16 protein-coding genes are annotated in these 17,813 nt (G+C 41.2%); all 16 read right to left on the bottom strand.

Annotation, left to right across the window (positions count from 1 at the left end; all coding sequences use genetic code 11):
• Positions 1-110 precede the first annotated feature (110 nt).
• The 16 genes from EZV61_RS05625 to EZV61_RS05550 all read right to left on the bottom strand — a co-directional run bounded on the left by EZV61_RS05625 (position 111) and on the right by EZV61_RS05550 (position 17,674).
• Complete coding sequence (locus EZV61_RS05625) at positions 111-1,310, bottom strand: glycosyltransferase family 4 protein (protein WP_131414578.1); 1,200 nt, start codon at positions 1,308-1,310, stop codon at positions 111-113.
• A complete protein-coding gene (locus EZV61_RS05620) occupies positions 1,307-2,575 on the bottom strand; it encodes a hypothetical protein (protein WP_205695323.1) in 1,269 nt (422 codons plus the stop codon). The genes EZV61_RS05625 and EZV61_RS05620 overlap by 4 nt, the downstream gene beginning before the upstream one ends.
• Positions 2,576-2,595: 20 nt before the next feature.
• Positions 2,596-2,940 (bottom strand): acyltransferase, encoded by a 345-nt coding sequence (locus EZV61_RS19640; protein ID WP_276320493.1) that lies wholly within the window; start codon positions 2,938-2,940, stop codon positions 2,596-2,598.
• A gap of 136 nt (positions 2,941-3,076) precedes the next feature.
• Positions 3,077-4,342, bottom strand: coding sequence for a lipopolysaccharide biosynthesis protein (locus EZV61_RS05610; RefSeq protein WP_131414575.1), 1,266 nt, complete (start codon positions 4,340-4,342; stop codon positions 3,077-3,079).
• Between the two features lie 4 nt (positions 4,343-4,346).
• Complete coding sequence (locus tag EZV61_RS05605) at positions 4,347-4,808, bottom strand: NanQ anomerase/TabA/YiaL family protein (RefSeq protein ID WP_131414574.1); 462 nt, start codon at positions 4,806-4,808, stop codon at positions 4,347-4,349.
• Between the two features lie 3 nt (positions 4,809-4,811).
• Positions 4,812-5,990: a DegT/DnrJ/EryC1/StrS family aminotransferase gene (locus EZV61_RS05600; RefSeq protein ID WP_131414573.1), complete on the bottom strand. Its 1,179-nt coding sequence runs from the start codon at positions 5,988-5,990 to the stop codon at positions 4,812-4,814.
• A gap of 60 nt (positions 5,991-6,050) precedes the next feature.
• Positions 6,051-6,488 (bottom strand): MaoC family dehydratase, encoded by a 438-nt coding sequence (locus EZV61_RS05595; protein ID WP_131414572.1) that lies wholly within the window; start codon positions 6,486-6,488, stop codon positions 6,051-6,053.
• Positions 6,489-7,145, bottom strand: coding sequence for an acetyltransferase (locus tag EZV61_RS05590; protein WP_131414571.1), 657 nt, complete (start codon positions 7,143-7,145; stop codon positions 6,489-6,491).
• A gap of 48 nt (positions 7,146-7,193) precedes the next feature.
• Positions 7,194-8,156, bottom strand: coding sequence for an N-acetylneuraminate synthase family protein (locus EZV61_RS05585; protein ID WP_131414570.1), 963 nt, complete (start codon positions 8,154-8,156; stop codon positions 7,194-7,196).
• A complete protein-coding gene (locus EZV61_RS05580) occupies positions 8,150-8,962 on the bottom strand; it encodes a cytidylyltransferase domain-containing protein (protein ID WP_131414569.1) in 813 nt (270 codons plus the stop codon). The genes EZV61_RS05585 and EZV61_RS05580 overlap by 7 nt, the downstream gene beginning before the upstream one ends.
• 50 nt (positions 8,963-9,012) lie before the next feature.
• Entirely contained in the window at positions 9,013-10,074 is a 1,062-nt protein-coding gene (locus EZV61_RS05575; protein WP_131414568.1) for an N-acetylneuraminate synthase family protein, read from the bottom strand.
• Between the two features lie 8 nt (positions 10,075-10,082).
• Positions 10,083-10,943 (bottom strand): glycosyltransferase family A protein, encoded by an 861-nt coding sequence (locus EZV61_RS05570; RefSeq protein WP_131414567.1) that lies wholly within the window; start codon positions 10,941-10,943, stop codon positions 10,083-10,085.
• A 5-nt stretch (positions 10,944-10,948) separates the two neighbouring features.
• Positions 10,949-12,331, bottom strand: coding sequence for a polysaccharide biosynthesis protein (locus tag EZV61_RS05565; protein WP_131414566.1), 1,383 nt, complete (start codon positions 12,329-12,331; stop codon positions 10,949-10,951).
• 110 nt (positions 12,332-12,441) lie between these two features.
• A complete protein-coding gene (gene wecA, locus EZV61_RS05560; protein WP_131414565.1) occupies positions 12,442-13,503 on the bottom strand; it encodes a UDP-N-acetylglucosamine--undecaprenyl-phosphate N-acetylglucosaminephosphotransferase in 1,062 nt (353 codons plus the stop codon).
• A 13-nt stretch (positions 13,504-13,516) separates the two neighbouring features.
• Entirely contained in the window at positions 13,517-14,512 is a 996-nt protein-coding gene (locus tag EZV61_RS05555) for a Wzz/FepE/Etk N-terminal domain-containing protein (RefSeq protein ID WP_131414721.1), read from the bottom strand.
• A 396-nt stretch (positions 14,513-14,908) separates the two neighbouring features.
• Positions 14,909-17,674, bottom strand: coding sequence for an SLBB domain-containing protein (locus tag EZV61_RS05550; protein WP_131414564.1), 2,766 nt, complete (start codon positions 17,672-17,674; stop codon positions 14,909-14,911).
• Between the last annotated feature and the right edge of the window lie 139 nt (positions 17,675-17,813).

The raw sequence follows: 17,813 nt of genomic DNA, 5'->3' as shown, positions 1-17,813 counted from the left end.
ATGTGTTGTTCACTTCTTTGAAATATCCCAGGGAATTGAGGAAAGAAAGTTATCGACAACAAAAATAGCGACAGTGATTTGCTCTTACTGAGAGTCATTTATGATAAATTCTAAATATGATGTGCATTTTCTGTCAATTCTGAATATAGATTAGACCAGGAAAATTTTTTTAAGGCGATTTCACTGCTATCCAATCGATTAAACTCACCCACCATAGCAAAGGCTTTTTCTAGTGCAATACCAAGCGCCGTTGCATCGAATTTTTGCGCATAGATAACACTTCTATCCATACCTAATTCACTCGTGGCAGTATCGACATATTCACATCTATCAAATGCGACGATAAGTAGTCCTGATGCAAAAGCTTCGAGCAGAGTTTGACCTAAAGGCTCATAACGAGAGCTCATCACAAATATATCAGCGCAACGGAAGTAAGCTTCAACCTCCCTTGTTGGTTCAACCACACTAACTTTGTCATTTAAGTTATGCCTGTCAATATACTGAAGATAGGCTTCTTTCTCATCACCATCACCGACAAGCACAATATGCATATCCATGTTCACATAATTCATCGCTTTAAGAAGTACATCGACTCCTTTTGCTTTTACAAAGCGCCCAACAAATAGAGCAATCGGTTTGTCCCTAGGCAACAAAAGCTGCTTTCTCAATTCACTCCTTTCAGATTCTGTAGCAACATTAAAACGCTGCGGGTCAACCCCCGGTTTTGTTAGCCTGTAGTCATATGGGCGATTTCCAGCAAGTGCCAAACTTTGTTTTAGCATCGTATTACTAAACACAAAATTTTGACAGCGCTTCAACGCACTGCGTTGCACTACATTGTGAAGCGAAATAAAGAGAAATAGCTTAAACTTAGTCAGTAAAGGCTTCTCTCTGTCTTTCTCACATTCAGACTGATGGGAAATGATCGAAGGAACGAGATAGCGCACATCGCTGAAACCAGCAAAAACGGCCATTAACGCACAAAAATGATACCTCGCGACGACAACAGTCTCTGGTGCAACCTTGTATCTCTGTTGTAAAATCTTATAGAGCTTCCATTGTGACACTATTAAATTCAAAGGCTTAAGGAAACCGGATAATGGCGCTAGGGGATAGCGAGTTACCTTCACACCATCAACCACCGACTCAAAGCGCTCGGGGTCGTTATTTTTCACTCCAATATCACTAACGATGATGGAAACATCATCACCACTTTCCTTTGCCTCATTAGCCAAATGGCGCAATGAATTTTCAATTCCACCAATTGACGGCCAGTATGCATTACTTAACAATAAAACTTTCTTTTTCATAAGACCTGCGGGCTCTTATTTTCTTTTATCTTATTGAGACAATTCTTTAGAATAACTTGCTGTTGAGTTGAATTCATGCCAAGGGCGAAATCATAATACCTTGCTTTATCAATTGAACAGGCACATACATCAGTATATCTAGAAACATCTAGGTTTAAGAAATCACAAAACGCGATGACACATCCCCGCTGCTGAAATAAGTAATAATCACTAAACTCAGTATCTATATCGACCATAACAGCTAAAACCCCTGCGGCAAGGGCATCCAAGTGAATAGACGAAGAGCCAGCAAACAATACGTCGATAGTATTAATAAATTCCATCGTAGACTGCTCCCATGCCCCTGACACGTGAATTAATTCACTATCAAAGATTGAAGAGAACATGCTATGTTCTTTCATTTGACTTGGATGCAATCTTATTATCACTTTATGATCTGGATGCTTATTGGAAATATCACCAACAAGCCCTGTGAGTTTTTTCACATCAACTAAAGTGTTTATCCCAATACCAAAGGTTTTACGATCATGTTCACAAACTAGATCTACATCTGTTTTAAGAAAAAAATTTCTAATTGCACCTGAAAGAATAACTTCTCCAAGCACTGGCCCAGTATTCATATATGTATCTAATGACGACTGACCATCAAGCATCGAAATATCATACAGATTTAATGGCGGGAATGCGCTATTAACAGGAGAGTGCTGAACATAAGTTATCTTTATGCTTCTAGTCTTACAAGCATGAGCGAATGCTCGCAGGCGTTCAGTGTGATCATTTGCTACCACTACGTTAGTTACGTTCACGGGAAGAAAAAAGCGAAAATACAAATAGTAACCGAATGATATAAGATATTTATCTATTAATATCCTGTGTTTAAAATCAAAGAAGAGAAAATATATAACATAATAAGGGAGTGAAATCAGACCAAGAATTAATGGAAGCACTTCATTTAGAGAAGAATCAGCAGAATAAAAGTGATGAAAACTTAATGTGTGTTTTTCTTTGTCTTCTTTATAAAGGACTGAAAGAGCTCTTTTTTGATTTTGTGTTTCATACACATAAATAGTTTTGTTTTTTTCGATTCTTTTTAATTTATCAGATTCTGCTCTACTATATCTAAGGACTGCCATTAAAAGCGTATATATATATATAGCCAACCTTACGAAAAATGCTCCTCTTTTCTTACTTAATTGATCATCTCTATATCTTTCAAAAACATTTGGTTTTTTACTCTTAAAAAGCGAATTACTGTCTTCTACCACCTCAAATATATTCATTATACTTAGTGAAATGCCTTAGCTTTCTTTAATTCGCTGTAGTGCTTTTTATTTCGAGTGGAAAATACTGTACAAGGGTGGCCACCTGCAATTGCATTTGGAGGAATATCTTTCACAACTACACTACCCGCCTGTATTATCGCACCTTCACCAATTGTAACACCACCCAGAATGATAACTCTTGTTCCAATCCATACATTGTCTTCAATGGTAATGTTTTTTACTATATATGTATCATCATAGGGTATTTTAGTAGATTCATAATTATGAACATCTGTAATCATCAACAATTCAGGTCCAGAATGGAAATTATTCCCTATTATTACTTCGCCAAACCCTTGAATTTTCATACCATTGAAACTTACGTTATCTCCCAGAATCGTACTATTCGTTACGTAAGTTCGGCCGAGAGCCCGCACACGGCCTCTGTGTGATTTACACTGACGTTTAACAAGCCATGTATAAATGTAAATTAAAAATTTATTCCTAAACGCCTTTAGATTTCTGTATATTCTTAAGAGCATTAAATACACCAGCTTTATTTGAAGTAACTGCAACATGAACTAATAAATGCAACATACAAATCAAACTAACCAAAGCCACGCCTGATTCACCTAAGTAATCAAATAGCGCAAACATAGATATCCCGTAAACAACTAAATTCACCAAAGATGCCTTCAATATCAGTTGATTTTTAGCTGCAAAGAATACAAAGTTAGAGATGATTAAGTAACACCCTTGCACTAATGCTGTTATCATGAAAATTAATATAAGATCATGTCTTAGTATAAAATCGCCATTTACGATGAAGGAAAATATATAGTCATATAAAAAAATAAAAATAGCAAACCCCACAACAAGCGCACTCAAATGAAAAAATATGATTTTCTTTAAGTCACCCGCTGAATTTCTATCGTCTATTTTTAATTTATCGTAATAAAAGGGTTGAAGAGCTCTATTCAAGACAAACACACAGATAGAATAAATACTAGCAATCTGTAGATTTACAAAATAGACACCAGCGATAGCTGACCCAATTAGTGATGCAACTAAAAATCGGTCGCCATTAGTTTTGAACCAAGTTGATACATTATGAGGAACTAATGGAAGTGAATACTTTATCACTTCACTATATTCAGTCCAACTAGCAGCCCTAAGCTGGAAACTTTGCTTTCTATAGATATAAACATTAGAAAGAAACACTGTGCTCGCAACACCAAGTATTACTCCAAATATATATCCTTGCCAACCCAAACTAAAATAAACAATAAGAACAATAGCAGTACTCAGTGATAAAAATGTCGAAAAAAATTGTATGCAAGAATATGCAACGGCATTCTTACTAACTTGGAAATAAGCCTGAACAAAACCAAGCAAGACTTGAAAAAAAGAAAGTAGTAAGGTCGCAACAATCCATTTGTATTCTAACTCGAAAAAATTAGCTATGAGGCTATCAAAAAAATACATTACTAAGGCAATAGCACAAGCAGATACCAATGAAGCAATACAGGCACTATTGTATATACTAGAATATTCCAGCTTCTCTTTGAAATAATAAAAACGTGATATAGCGGCTTGTTGGCTCATACCAACAAAAATAACCAATAAGGCACTCAATGATAATATCATTGCATACGTGCCAACCTCTTCAGGGCTTAAATAATTCGTAATTATCGGTAATAATAAAAATGGGATTAATTTACTTAAAAACTCCCCTCCTGAATAAATCAGCACATTAGCAAACACTTTCACTCAACTAATCCACTAGCTCGAATGGGATCTTTAGCACTACTTTATGAACAATATTAACATTGTCAATATTATACCCCGTCGCATGAGCCTCCCCGAGTTCAAACAAGATATACTCATTAGGCCTAATAAGTTCACAATTGCGCTCGTTGGAAGTTAATAGCTGATAGTCATCGATTTCATTGTATGATGAAGAAATATTCATTTGACTATCATTTTTTAGAATAGAAATACACTCTTCACCCTCGACTAAGAAGTGAAGATCAAAATTTTTCTTATGTAGTTCATATTGAATTTCAGATTCAATAGATTTAGTCTCATAGCATATTTTAATTCCGAAAATACTCGTATTAGGAATACTAAACCGACCAAACTCAAGCGCAGAGAAGTTTTCTTTAGCATAATTTAACGCAGAAACGACCTCACTCTTTAACGAGGTTTCGAGTGTAATATATGAATATTTTCTCATTATTTATTTCACACTCGCTAAAGTTAAAATTTCATTTATAACTTTGGTAGTCTTTTCAATTTCGGTATCAGTTAAGGTTGGATGCACCAAAAACATGATACTCAATTCGCCTAACTCCTTTGCATTAGGTAAGCGTTTACTCGGTTTCCATAGCTTGTTGTCAAACGCTTTTTCCAAATATACTTCTGAGCAACTTCCTTGCATACAGGGAACACCTTTCGCACTGATTTCGCGTACTACTTTATTTCTATCCCACCCATCGTTGAGCTGATCAGACTTAACAAAGACGTAGCATTTGTACCATGCATGGACTACTTCACTAGGGGCTTCTGGCACTCTCAGCGCCTTGAATTTTCGACAGATTTCCAGAATATTCTCTGCATTACTTGTCCGTTGCTTTGTCCAAGATCGCATTCTTCTCAACTGAATACGGCCAATAGCAGACTGCATTTCTGTTATCCGCCAGTTTGTCCCGAAGCTTTCGTGAAGCCACCTAAAACCAGGAGGATGTTGGTGCTCGTAAACAGCATCCCAAGATTTACCGTGATCTTTGTACGACCACATTTTTTTCCAAAGTGTTTTGTCGTTAGTCGTTACCATTCCACCTTCACCACCAGTGCTCATGATTTTATCTTGGCAGAATGACCACGCTCCTATGTGCCCTATCGAGCCTACAGAACGCCCTTTATATTTAGCCCCATGAGCTTGAGCACAGTCTTCGATCACCCACAGTTTTTTCTCATTTGCTAAATCCATAATGGGCCCCATATCACATGGCCAGCCAGCAAGATGCACGCATATGATGGCCTTGGTATTTTCTGATAATACTGCGGATATGCTTTCAACAGTGATGTTCTGGCTTTCAAGATCAACATCTGCAAATATTGGAATAGCGCCAGCGTTTACAATACAGCTGACGGAGGCGAGAAAGGTTCGCGAAGTAACGATAACCTCATCACCATCACCAATTCCTAAAGCCACCAACGCCAAATCGAGCGCTAATGTACCGTTAGCTACAGCAACCGCGTATTTAGAATCAGAAAATTCAGCGAACTCCTTCTCAAATAAACGGCCTTCCTGCCCTGTCCAATAGTTTACTTTGTTAGAAAGTAGTACTGTTTTTGCAGCCTCAGCCTCTTCTTCAGTGAACGAAGGCCAAGGAGAAAATGGGGTATTCAGCACGTCTTGTTACTCCGAGAAAGGCGAATTAGATTATAAACACCAATTTGATAAAAAGAATAACTAACTCTTAGCCTTTGGCATGTATATTTCAGCCTCACCTGTAATAACCTTTCGATTATTCACTGTACAGAGAGTACTAAATATAACTTTTCTAGTTGTCACATCAACCTTTAACACTTCAACTGTCGCAGTGACGGTATCGCCAATGTAGACCGGCCGCTTAAACTGAAGACTTTGTGAAACATAGACACAACCGGGCCCGGGAAGACGCATACCAAACAAAGCCGAAAAAAAGCCGGCAGACATCAACCCGTGTGCAATTCTGCGGCCAAATCGAGAGGATTCAGCGTATTCTTCACTAACATGTACAGGGTTATGATCCCCTGATATACCAGCATATGCCTTAATGTCCGCATCCGAAATTGTCTGCGAATAACTGCTAGTCATCCCAATTTCTATAGCCTCAATTGGCACGCAACCAAAATTGAAAGTTGTCATTTATCCTCCCAAGCCTCTCCGTGCTAGTGGTTTGGCAGGATTCCCAATGACGACGGCACCTGCAGGAACGTTTTTCGTAACTACAGCCCCCATGCCTACCGTAGCTCCCTCACCTATAACTAGAGGGCGACCGGGCCTGCCTTGTTTAATGATCGCTCCAGTACCAATATAGGCACGGTCATTAATTTGAACATTCCCATTGCATTTTACACTAGGCGCAAACGTAACATAATCACCGATCTGACAGTCATGGCCAACATAGCTATATATATTCGCTTGAAATGAGCGTCCGATTTTAATGTTCGAAGTCAATGTAGTAAATGGACAAAGAATAGCACCATCCTTCAGTTCAACCTCGTCCAATATAATTGTGTTTGACGCCCTAACAGGAACAATCTCCATTCCTTTATCAATACATTTTAATTCCAAACTCTCTCTTATTTTAGCATCTGCAATTGCGACAACGATACCGCTACACCCTCTCGAGTGCTGTATATACTCTTCGAAACTATATACAGGATAACCATTGAGCTTAGTATCGTTACATCCATCATCTACAAAGCAGAGAGTTGAATCTGGGTATTGCTGGCGAACAAGAGGCATTACCTCTCGACCAAACCCACTTGCACCATATACGGCAATCTTTTCGAAAGTCATCTATTCACCTTGAAATATAAGCTAATAAATAATCATCTAAATAGATTATTAATTCTCATCTATTACATCACCACGTTGATATGAAACAGAAGCAGCCTTACCTAACAATATTTCTATTTGAGTATGACTGCCGGAACAAGTATGCATTTGAAGACAGAGGTTTTGTTCATTAAAGACACTCCCCTGCTCAATATTCGATGCTGCGACAACTTGCTTCTGACGATACCTATACTTAGTTTCAGCTTCCGTCATTGGTTGCCAATTTGAGGCCAACGAATCAGCAAGTCGATGAAAGCGGTGCATTTTCTGGACATACTTCTTTAGTGCGGCAGGACGTAAAGCCGACTGAGCGTCCGTTCTTTCATCTTCAAGCGTTAGGTGCTTCTCAAAAATCCTTATGCCTCTTGCATAAGCCATAAAACTTGACTCTAATGCCTCGTCACTTTGTGGCGCTGAATGATCGGCATAGCCAATTTTTAAATCAGGATAATGCGTCTTAAGGTAACTAATTCGCTGAAAGCAGACATCCTCGATGTCTGTTGGGTATGCTTGGAATCCATGCATTAACAAGAGACGCTGTTCACCATATCGCCCAATCAACGCTTTCACTTCTTCAAGTGTTCGGCCTCCGATACCAAAAGCGATCGTCTTGTCCAAGGATTCAACGGCTTGAAGCAATGCTCGGTCATTAAAGCTTACGGAGTGGATTTCCACAAAATCTACAGCCGGCTTGCTACACAGCAGCACCGCTGAAGTATCAAGTGGCATCATAAATATCTTCATCCCTAAAGACGCTGCATAATCAATAGCTTGACACCATTGAGACTCACTAAAACACCAACTTTTAGAGACGTCATAAGCATCAGATTTAGGGCTTACAAACTCATCTACATCAACTAGCACTTGAAATTTTATCGTGTCTGCACCACTTTCGACAGCAGCGTCAACAAGTCGTAATAAGTACTCAAAATCCCCTTCATGGTTGAAGGCTGTCTCAGCTATTATCAACATAGTTTGACGCCTCTAGAAACATGACTTGCTTCAATTCGCTTATTTTGGTCGTGCTGAAACTCTTCAAAATCAACGGTCTTACCATAAGGAAGCTTGACTTTAGAACTCCCTGAAATCTTCTTAAAGCGATCTGTACAATCATCTATCACTGAAAGTAAGGAGCTGAGCTTGATTGCATCCGCTCGACCTCCTAATTGTTCAAGCATTGCTCTGCCTGTAACTAAGTCGGCGGGTGTGTCGACGGTCAGACTGAAGTAACTATAGTCTTTATCCACTTTCAGTACGCCACAGCGATAACTATCAGGGGAAAAAGCGAATAGCATTAGATACTCACTTACTTCAGGATCTATCTTAGAATAAATATCTTTCAATGCTGAAACTCTAATTACTTCAGCAGTGACACCTATAGGTACATTTACCACTCTGCAATAATCTAATCGCTCTTCATAACAAAGCTTAATTTGCTGATCCAGGATATCGCAGGCGGTAAAGACGTTATCACCAGTGATTCGAATAACATAGTCAGCATCGGTTTGCGCAGCAACGTCAAGCATTCGCTCAATTACGGCAGTGGCTGCACCTCGGTAAATATTTATTTCATTTTTTGCAGCTACATCTTCCAGAATGTCGTCGCAAGATTCACTTGATGTGCACAAATAGGTTTCATCTACTAGTGAAGCTTTCTTTAAGCTAGTGCTAATTATGTCTAGCATTGAATCTCTATTGCTAGAATCAAATGTACGTAAAACCTTCAATGGGAGTCGAGTAGAAGTAGTTCGAGCGATAATGCAAGCGACCGTCTTCATATAATAATTCCTAAAGGACGTTGAAATTTCCGCTTTAAATCCATTATAGTTTAGCCAAGATCATTCCAATTAAGTAGCTCATCAGCTTCTTTATTAACCTTCATCACGCGCCCAATTATTTGCATTTCCATCTCTGGCGATATACCGGTACCAGGACGCTTGAAAGTAAAATCACTAGCCTGAATTATATGCCCCTTGGGCAAATCTCTAGTTAGAACAACAGAACGACGGAATTTTTCTTTTTTTGCTAATTCAGCTTTGGAAACTATCCGTTTTAAACTCCCCATTGCTGTATGAATATTACGCGACTCTTCACAAATAACTTTTAACTCAGCTGGATCGGCAGAGATAGCATGATCCCAACCAGGCAAATTTTTATCAATTGTGTAATGTTTTTCAATAACACAGGCACCTAGTGCAACGGATGCAAGAGGAAGTGCACTACCGATTGAATGGTCTGAAAATCCTATCGGATAATCATATGCCTTCATCAGCATGCTGATATTTGCTAAATTTACATCTTCCATTGCTGGCGGGTAAATTGAAATACAATGCAATATTACTATTTGCTGATTCCCCGTGGATTCAATGGCTGTAATAGCGTTATCAATCTCAGCCATGGTAGACATACCTGTAGAAATGATAACTGGCTTTCGTTTAGCGGCCACATGTTTAAGTAAGCGAATATTTGTAATATCCATCGAAGCTATTTTAAAAAAAGGGACATCTAACTCTTCTAATAAATCCGCTTCACCCTCGGAGAAAGGAGTTGAGCAAAATGCAACGCCTTTAGAATCACAATATAACTTGAGTTCATGGTGATCTTCAGTCGTTAGCGCATACTTATCAACCATTTCACGCAACGAACCAAAATGCTTCTTTTTGCAATCATCATAACTTTGGTTTCGATCATATTCTTCTTTGGAAACAAGTGAAGTAGGAGTCCAAGATTGAAATTTAACAGCATCAGCGCCACACTCCACTGCTGAGTCAATCATCGACTTAGCTAACTCTATATCACCATTGTGATTGGCACCAATTTCAGCGATAACGTAGGGACGCGAAAAGTTACTAACTTCACTATCCGCCAACTTGATTGTTTTACTTTTCATTACAACTCCTAAATTGCACTCCACCAGTACGCACTGGTACTATTAACAGTTGACAGCAATTTTTCTGTGAACACATCGCCATTGCTATCAAGTTGTTGTAGTAACTTATCATAATATTTTTGTTGCTTGCGATAGCTTAGTGACTCCCTGCGTAAGGCTCGCTTGTAACAATACTCAGACATAACTCGATAATGGATAGCCTTCACCTCTATCGTGCGTCGTAACTTTTCTGGTGTTAGCTGATTTGTAAAGCCAGCTGTATTCTGATCATAAATACGATAATAGGTACTGGTATCGACTTGTTTAGCTTTTAGGCCATTGAGTAACAATACACTAGCTAAAAACCAATCATAAGCAATCACATCTAATGGACAATCCATTTGACGAATTGCATTGGCGGCTAACTTTACATTAAGCGCGAAGTGAGAAAGGCCGACAAAATTGTGGCTAAACAATGTTTGTGCAGTTGTTACTTCCTTCGGAAGTTGACCATCAAAAAAATCACGCTGTGTATCAGATAGTAATCTGAGTCCTGTGTAATAAAAGCCTACCTTATCATCAAAATCAGCCTTAGTTTTCTCAACCCGATCCACCGCCATAACATCATCAGCGTCAATCAGAATCAACAGTTCATAGTCGTGAGAAAGTGCATAGCGAAGAGCCCAATCACGAGCATCAGGCAAACCTAAGTTAAGGTCATTGCTAACTTCTTCTCCATTAAAGCCATAAAAAGATAGTGGCTTGTTTAATCCATAATTAAATGCAAGAAGATCAAATTCGCGATCTGTTTGAGCATCTATTGAATCAAACAGCTCCCTTAAGTAAGGCGATGCCTGCTGATAGACATGCGTTATAACAATAGTTTTCACTTCATCTAAATCTCTGCACTTGGAACATAATCTCGGAGGAACTGGCGGGGACAAATTCTTCCTTCAAGGACTTCAACTAGTGAATCTATGACATTGGCAAACTCTAATTTTTCTTCTGATTCAGAACGCGAAATCATAATTTTTTCATTTTTTGTTCTATCGACCAAAGAATGATCGTAAAACAACTCCTCATAGAGCTTCTCACCAGGTCGTAAGCCAACATACTCTATGTTTGCAGCTGCGCCTGACAATTTGATCATATTCTTGGCTAAATCAGTAATTTTTACCGGTTCCCCCATATCTAGCACAAATAGCTCGCCACCTTCCCCACGATATCCTGCTTCTATAACTAAACGAGCAGCTTCTGGAATCGTCATGAAGTAGCGAGTCATTCGTTCATCAGTGACAGTAAGATTCTTCCCTTCTCTGAGTAATTGCCTGAAAATCGGAATAACACTGCCAGCAGAACCGAGAACGTTACCAAACCTCACAGCCATAAATTTGGTGTTTAGACTATTCATTGATAGTGAAATTAGTTCAGCCAATCGTTTAGAGGCTCCCATACAATTCGTTGGGTTTACTGCTTTATCAGTTGAAATCAAAACAAAACGTTTAACACTGAACTCTTGAGTAGCTCTCGCAACGACATATGTCCCATAGACGTTATTTTTCACCGCCTGTTGAGGGTAGCGTTCCATTAATGGTACGTGCTTATGTGCTGCACAATGAAAAACTATATCAGCTGGATTATCCTTGAAGACGTGTCTAATAAAAGATTCATCTTGAACTGAACCAATAACCGAATGAAAGTCAATTTCTGAATAATGCCTTTTGATGAAAAGTTCTAAGAGATAGAGTTCATTTTCATTAAGATCTATTGCTATAATTTTACTAGGATTAAAACGCGCGACTTGACGAACGAGTTCACTACCAATAGAACCTGCAGCCCCTGTTACAATAAGGGATTTACTTACTATCTGTTCTAGTAAAAACTCACTATCAAGTACGATTTCTTTCCTGCCAAGCAAATCTGAAACATCAACATTTTTTAATTGGTTGAGTATCGGATCTTCAAGGAAAATATCTAATGCTTTTGGGATTACTCGAATATCTACATTTTTTTCCTGGCAAAGGTTTGAAATTTCAAGAATCAACTCATCGTCAACATTTGAAATTGCAACAATAACTTCATGAATATTATTTTCGGCTAATACAGAAGGCAAAACACCGAGATCGCCAAGCACGGGTTTATGAAATATTTTTTTTCCCTTCAATTCTGGATCATTATCAACAAAACATACCAGGTTATATTTTTTAGGCTGTCTAGTTAATGCATCTCCAACTAATTTACCACCGCTTGACGCACCAAAAACAACAACATTTTTCATATAATGACCAAAATACGCAGTTAATTACTTTATAATAAAGAGAAGCTACAAACAGATATTCTTTTTTAGGTAATAAGGTAAAGACTTTAAAACTATCGAATTGAAATTAGTTATTGCTCATGCGTAACGTTATGCCGAACAAAACTAACGATTCGCCAAATATGCTGCAAGCTATAACAATAGAGGGTAAACACACCTAAAAAACCAACAAACATCATCCAGCTTGGAATAGTCATTAACTCTCCTGCTATACCAACACTTGCAAAAATCACTGCCAAAACTGTGATAATGAGTAAGGATTGACGCGCGCTAAAGCCTGCCCGCATAAAAATATGATGTAGATGATCTCTGTCGGGTTTAAAGGGGGACTGCCCTTTCTGCATACGGCGGTACATAATCGCCGCCATATCCATCAGTGGTATCGCTATAATCCATAGTGCGGTCACGGCTCTAAACGCAGGATTTTCTCCTTGGGAACCGGTCGCTAAAAGCCAAACAACAGACAGGCCGATAAACATACTGCCGGCATCGCCCATAAAAATTTTTTTAAATCGACCACCCGGCAAACCAAGATTAAATAGCAGATAGGGGAAGGTTGCTGTTGCTATCATCAGCGGAAATGTCGCTAACTGCTGGTCGCTATTAAACAAAAATAACAGTGCTAAGGATGTAAATGTGGTAATACTAAGTGAACCAACTAGACCATCAATGCCATCTACCATGTTAAAAGCGTTAATGGCGCCGAGCATAGCAAGATAAGTGAACGGAATACCCAGCCAGCCTAAGTGGATGTTACCTAACCCAACCAAGTCACCGAGATCTGCAATATAGGCATTAACACCAAAGATCATCAAACTAGCGATGAGTATTTGACCAACTAAGCGAACACGAACACTGAGGTCGTATTTGTCATCTAATACGCCAATAAATACCATCATGGCTGAAGCTATAATGTATATGCGCAGCTCTGCCGAATGGGGGAGCCAAAGTACCGAGGCGATCAAAACACCAATGAATGTCGATATGCCGCCCACCAGGGGAATATGGCCGACATGATTCTTTCTTTCGTTCGGTTTGTCGACTAAACCGACTTGTTCCGCCAGCGGCTTAAGTATTTTGATACTGAAAAATGAACATAAGAATGCGGTAAGCAATGACAATGTGATATCCATGGCTAACTCCCTGCTATGCCTTTGCTTGTGAATGACGCGAAGAATTCGGATCCATGCCACCTTCCTCTTTGGCGGGCTCTGAACGGGCGAAATGCCGAATTAAAACCACCATCACCCCGAACATCCCACCGAGTATAGTGCCCAACACACAAATTAGCGCACGTTTTGGCTTGGCTTTTTGTTCTGGAACAACTGCTGGGTCAACGGTCTTGAATACGTACTCTTCCCTCACCTCCGCAAGCATTACCGTTTTGGTCTGTTCTTCAATTAATTGGTAGAACACAGTTTGCATATCGGCCACTGACGTTTTTTCAAGCTGTGCTTCCAAGTATGCAATACTACGTTTAGCTTCATCAGTTTCTAAGTTTTTAAGGTGCTGATTGATATCTTTAACTAAAAGTTCAACCCACTGCTTTGCAACTGTCGGCGACAGATGTTCAACGGAGATAGTAACAAACGACGTCGCTTTATCCTGTTGCACCGATAGAGTTTTGGAAAAAGCCTCAAAGGCCTCCCAGGCTGAAGGAGGAGGTATTTGAGGGGGGTCTACTTGTCTCAACCAAGTTTGCGTTTGTATATCGTAAATTTCAGGGTTTATTGAAAGCTCACCACTAAGACGATCCCAGGATTTAGCTGCCATTAACGGCACAAGTAGATCATGGCGCTCTATAAAAGATTGAATAAAAGCACGAGATTTTAAAACTTCAATGGCCAGCCCTGTCTTATCTTCACCACCACCGCCACCTAGGTTAACCCCTGCTAGGCTTGCTAATCCGCCAAATTGCCCAGCCAATGCACGCAAACCACCTGCGCCGCCAGCACTTTCGGCGGGGGCGAGCAGTGCATCTGCTTTATAGATGTTGGGCTTGCTGATGGCGAATGCCACTGCGCCGACAGCAAAGATCGCCGTGATGGCGATGATTAGCAGTTTGCCGCGCCAAATGACGTTCCACAGTTCCCGCAGGTCTATTTCATCGTCTGCTGGTTGTTGCATGTAGGGCATCGGCATATAGCCTGGGTATTGGCCTGCATATGGCTGATTGTCGTTATTCAATGGTGCTGCACCTGATTGGAATGACGGCGACTGTTCTTGCCCGTTTGGAAGGGAAGTTGTCGCGGAAGAATGCGCAGGTGTTGTTTTGTTGCTTGGCATATAAATATCTGCTCAGTTTTATCTGCTGTTTATGTGCGTAGTAAATTAGTTTTTTGGGGAGGGCAAAAGCAAGCGCCCCCTCATCCTAGCCTTCTCCCACGAGGGGAGAAGGAACAAAAAGCATGAAGCGGTAAAGAACTAAATGCCCCTTACCCTTGCCCTCTCCGACAAGGGGAGAAGGTGTTAGAACTAAAAGCAAACACCCCTCACCCTCGCCCTCTCCCCTTGGAGAGGGTGCTTAAAGAAAATACGTTATAACGATGCGACTGCGGCTACGGCTACACCTGTCTGGTACAAGATCTGGGTGATGTTGGTCCAAAGCGTCAGGTTGTCCATGTACTCGACGTCTAATGGCACCACGATGGTGTCACCCGGTGCCAGTTGCATTGAACTGCTACCACTGAACCAGAATGATTTCTCAGGGATCATCACCGAGCCGTTGGCACGTATCACGTAAATACGGTCATCATCCGCTTGCTTCTTCAAACCACCGCTACGCGCGATATAGTCTTCTACCGTCAATCGGCCATCATACAAATGGGTAATAGGTAACTGAACTTGTCCTAATACATTCAAAGAGTTTCTAAACGCAGGCACCACCAGCTCATCACCCGGCTCTAAAGCGATATTGAATGCAGTGTTACCTTCCATCAGTGCTGGAATATCAACCACCATACGGCCAACCGGTTCGATGGTCGTAATGTCGTTCAGTAGCTGCTGAAGCTGATCATAGTCAACGAGCTGCCCTTGGCCAGCACCGCTACGCAAGCTCATCCCGGCTAACTCCGTTCTTAAATCTGATGCGATCTTGGTGAGAAATTTACTCTCCTGCTCTCGCACAGATGCACGCGTAAACACGCTACCATCGATGTGGGCATACTCCGTAAAGCCACCGGCGCGTTTAATCACATCCATCATAGTCTCGCCGCGGCGGATCACATAGGTCCCAGGAAATACCACCTCACCGCGCAGCACCACTTTCATCTCTTCTTGGTAATCCGGTAGATGGTGGATATTGATGCGGTCTTTGCTCTGTAAAATATGGTCTTGAGCATCATCGCCGCTAAGCGCTTGCTGCACATTAAAGGAAAGATGTTCGATGCTGACTCTGAAATCGTTTTCAACGCGGTTACGTGCCAATTCAGCTGTTAGGGTGAATGCCGACTCACTTAAACCACCAGCGGCTGTCACTATGTCTGAAATACGGCCATTGGCGGGCAAAGGATAAACACCGGGATTTTTAACCGCGCCATCCACTTCAACTAGCTGTATCGGCGCACCAGAGCGGCCTTGTGCCTGCAACTGATTAACGATAGGGAGTAGCAAGCGCTTGCGTGAATATTCATGGGCATCCTGATACGACAGCGTATTTCTATCCGCCTGCCCCGCCACCATCTGCTGTAGGCTTGATTCTTGGATACCCATACTGGAAAGCTTGGTTTGGATCTCGTCTTCCAGCTCTTGCCCTTGCAAACTGCCATCAACACCTAGGAATGCCACCAGGTATTCCCGCCAGAACTTGTTACTTTCAACGCGTTCTTCCAGTAACAACGAGCGGCGCTTTTGCAGTTGTTGTGGCGTTCCTGCAAGGTCTGACAGTGTCGTTGCTGCTGAGGACTTACGCTCGTAACGGCTAAATAGCACGATAGTATCTCTGGAAGAGAGCAGATAGTCTTGCTCGCCAGCTTTGCCACTCAGCACATCACCAGGGGAAAACTGCAGCACCTCGATATCACCGCGTACATTCAGTTCACGTACCACAAGGCCATAATCCAGATCCGCATAAGACATCAAGTCTGACGTACGGCTCTTTATCAGCGCTGATATACGCATATTTTCATTCCAGGCATAGAGGCCTGGGCGAGTCACTGCGCCCATCAAGGTGATTGAGCTGTCAAAGGATGAAGAAGCAGACAGCACACGAAGGAAGTCACCATCTTGCACCTTGCGCTTTAGGTCGCTGTCATTGGTCAGATCAAGATTATATGGCTTACGCAATTTAGAGCTGTCAATACGCTCTAAGACACTCTGTCTAGGATAAGCACCGGATTTAAATCCACCCGCAACAGTAATCAAGTCGCCAATGGTTTCACTGCCTTTGATCTCGTATATCGCGGGACGACGCACTTCACCGTCAACGCTAACGGTATCCCCTACAGGAGGAATAAACACCACGTCACCAGACTGCAGGCGCACATCACTGCTGGTATCGCCTTTAGTCAATAGGTCATAAAGATCTAAGGTTGCTACTGTCTTACCCGCGCGTTTGAGTTGGATATTACGCAGGGAACCAATGTCATTAATGCCGCCATTGACAAACAACGCATGGGTCATGGTCGATAAAGCACTAACGGTATAGGCTCCGGGTTTGTGCGCTTCACCGAGCACAAACACCTGTATAGAACGCAATTCACCTAAAGTGACATTAACGTTCACGCCAATGGTTTGGCGCTTAACTTCCTCTTTAACGAACTTCTTCAATTCACTGTAGGTAAGGCCCGCTACTTTTACTGGGCCTAACGAAGGAAAATCGATTGTTCCTTCGCGGGTCACACTGAATTCATGCTCAGCATCCTGCTTGCCATAAAGCTGGATATTAACCTTATCGCCAGGGCCGATAATATAGTTGCCCGGAACCAAGCTCATATTCGCGGGAGCAAACGTTGAGGGGCTACCAGCGAATAAGTCATAACCAAATGGCTTTAAAACATCGTCACTATCGCTAGAGGCCGGAGTATCACGATCCACATCGGGCTCAATCGCATTGCCCTGCTCATCAAACTGCGTACCTCTGGGGTAAACCAACGGCTGCTGCGCTTGAGTTTGTGCACTTCGTGCACCACCATTGAGCTGGTTGATATCAACACCATATTGCTTAGCCAACGCCTGTTGTTGTGCTTTAGGAAGACGTTTGAACTGTTCTATCTGAGCCTGCGAGGGGCTTGCAGCGACAGTCGGAAATACAACGCAGCTAATGACAGCAAAAAGGAAAGTACTGAATATCTTACTTTTTATCATGGTTTAAGGCGTTCCAGCTCGACGAACTCGTCAATAGTATTGATATAGCAACGAAGCGCTAACTTCAGTTCCTTTGATTGATGAAAGTTTACTACAGCTTACTTGGTTCTGTTAAGGCCAAAGGTAGGTATTTCAGACA

It is taken from the genome of Corallincola luteus, from assembly GCF_004336975.1.
In the GTDB taxonomy this organism is placed as follows: Bacteria; Pseudomonadota; Gammaproteobacteria; order Enterobacterales; family Neiellaceae; genus Corallincola; species Corallincola holothuriorum.
Note: the sequence above shows the minus strand (reverse complement) of the source record. Positions and strands in the feature narration are given on the sequence as shown.

Bases quoted from the DNA above. Each gene is read 5' to 3' on its own strand.
- EZV61_RS05625 (WP_131414578.1), bottom strand. From the start codon at position 1,310: ATGAAAAAGAAAGTTTTATTGTTAAGTAATGCATACTGGCCGTCAATT.
- EZV61_RS19640 (WP_276320493.1), bottom strand. From the start codon at position 2,940: ATGAAAATTCAAGGGTTTGGCGAAGTAATAATAGGGAATAATTTCCAT.
- EZV61_RS05605 (WP_131414574.1), bottom strand. From the start codon at position 4,808: ATGAGAAAATATTCATATATTACACTCGAAACCTCGTTAAAGAGTGAG.
- EZV61_RS05595 (WP_131414572.1), bottom strand. From the start codon at position 6,488: ATGACAACTTTCAATTTTGGTTGCGTGCCAATTGAGGCTATAGAAATT.
- EZV61_RS05590 (WP_131414571.1), bottom strand. From the start codon at position 7,145: ATGACTTTCGAAAAGATTGCCGTATATGGTGCAAGTGGGTTTGGTCGA.
- EZV61_RS05585 (WP_131414570.1), bottom strand. From the start codon at position 8,156: ATGTTGATAATAGCTGAGACAGCCTTCAACCATGAAGGGGATTTTGAG.
- EZV61_RS05580 (WP_131414569.1), bottom strand. From the start codon at position 8,962: ATGAAGACGGTCGCTTGCATTATCGCTCGAACTACTTCTACTCGACTC.
- EZV61_RS05575 (WP_131414568.1), bottom strand. From the start codon at position 10,074: ATGAAAAGTAAAACAATCAAGTTGGCGGATAGTGAAGTTAGTAACTTT.
- EZV61_RS05565 (WP_131414566.1), bottom strand. From the start codon at position 12,331: ATGAAAAATGTTGTTGTTTTTGGTGCGTCAAGCGGTGGTAAATTAGTT.
- wecA (WP_131414565.1), bottom strand. From the start codon at position 13,503: ATGGATATCACATTGTCATTGCTTACCGCATTCTTATGTTCATTTTTC.
- EZV61_RS05555 (WP_131414721.1), bottom strand. From the start codon at position 14,512: ATGCCGATGCCCTACATGCAACAACCAGCAGACGATGAAATAGACCTG.
- EZV61_RS05550 (WP_131414564.1), bottom strand. From the start codon at position 17,674: ATGATAAAAAGTAAGATATTCAGTACTTTCCTTTTTGCTGTCATTAGC.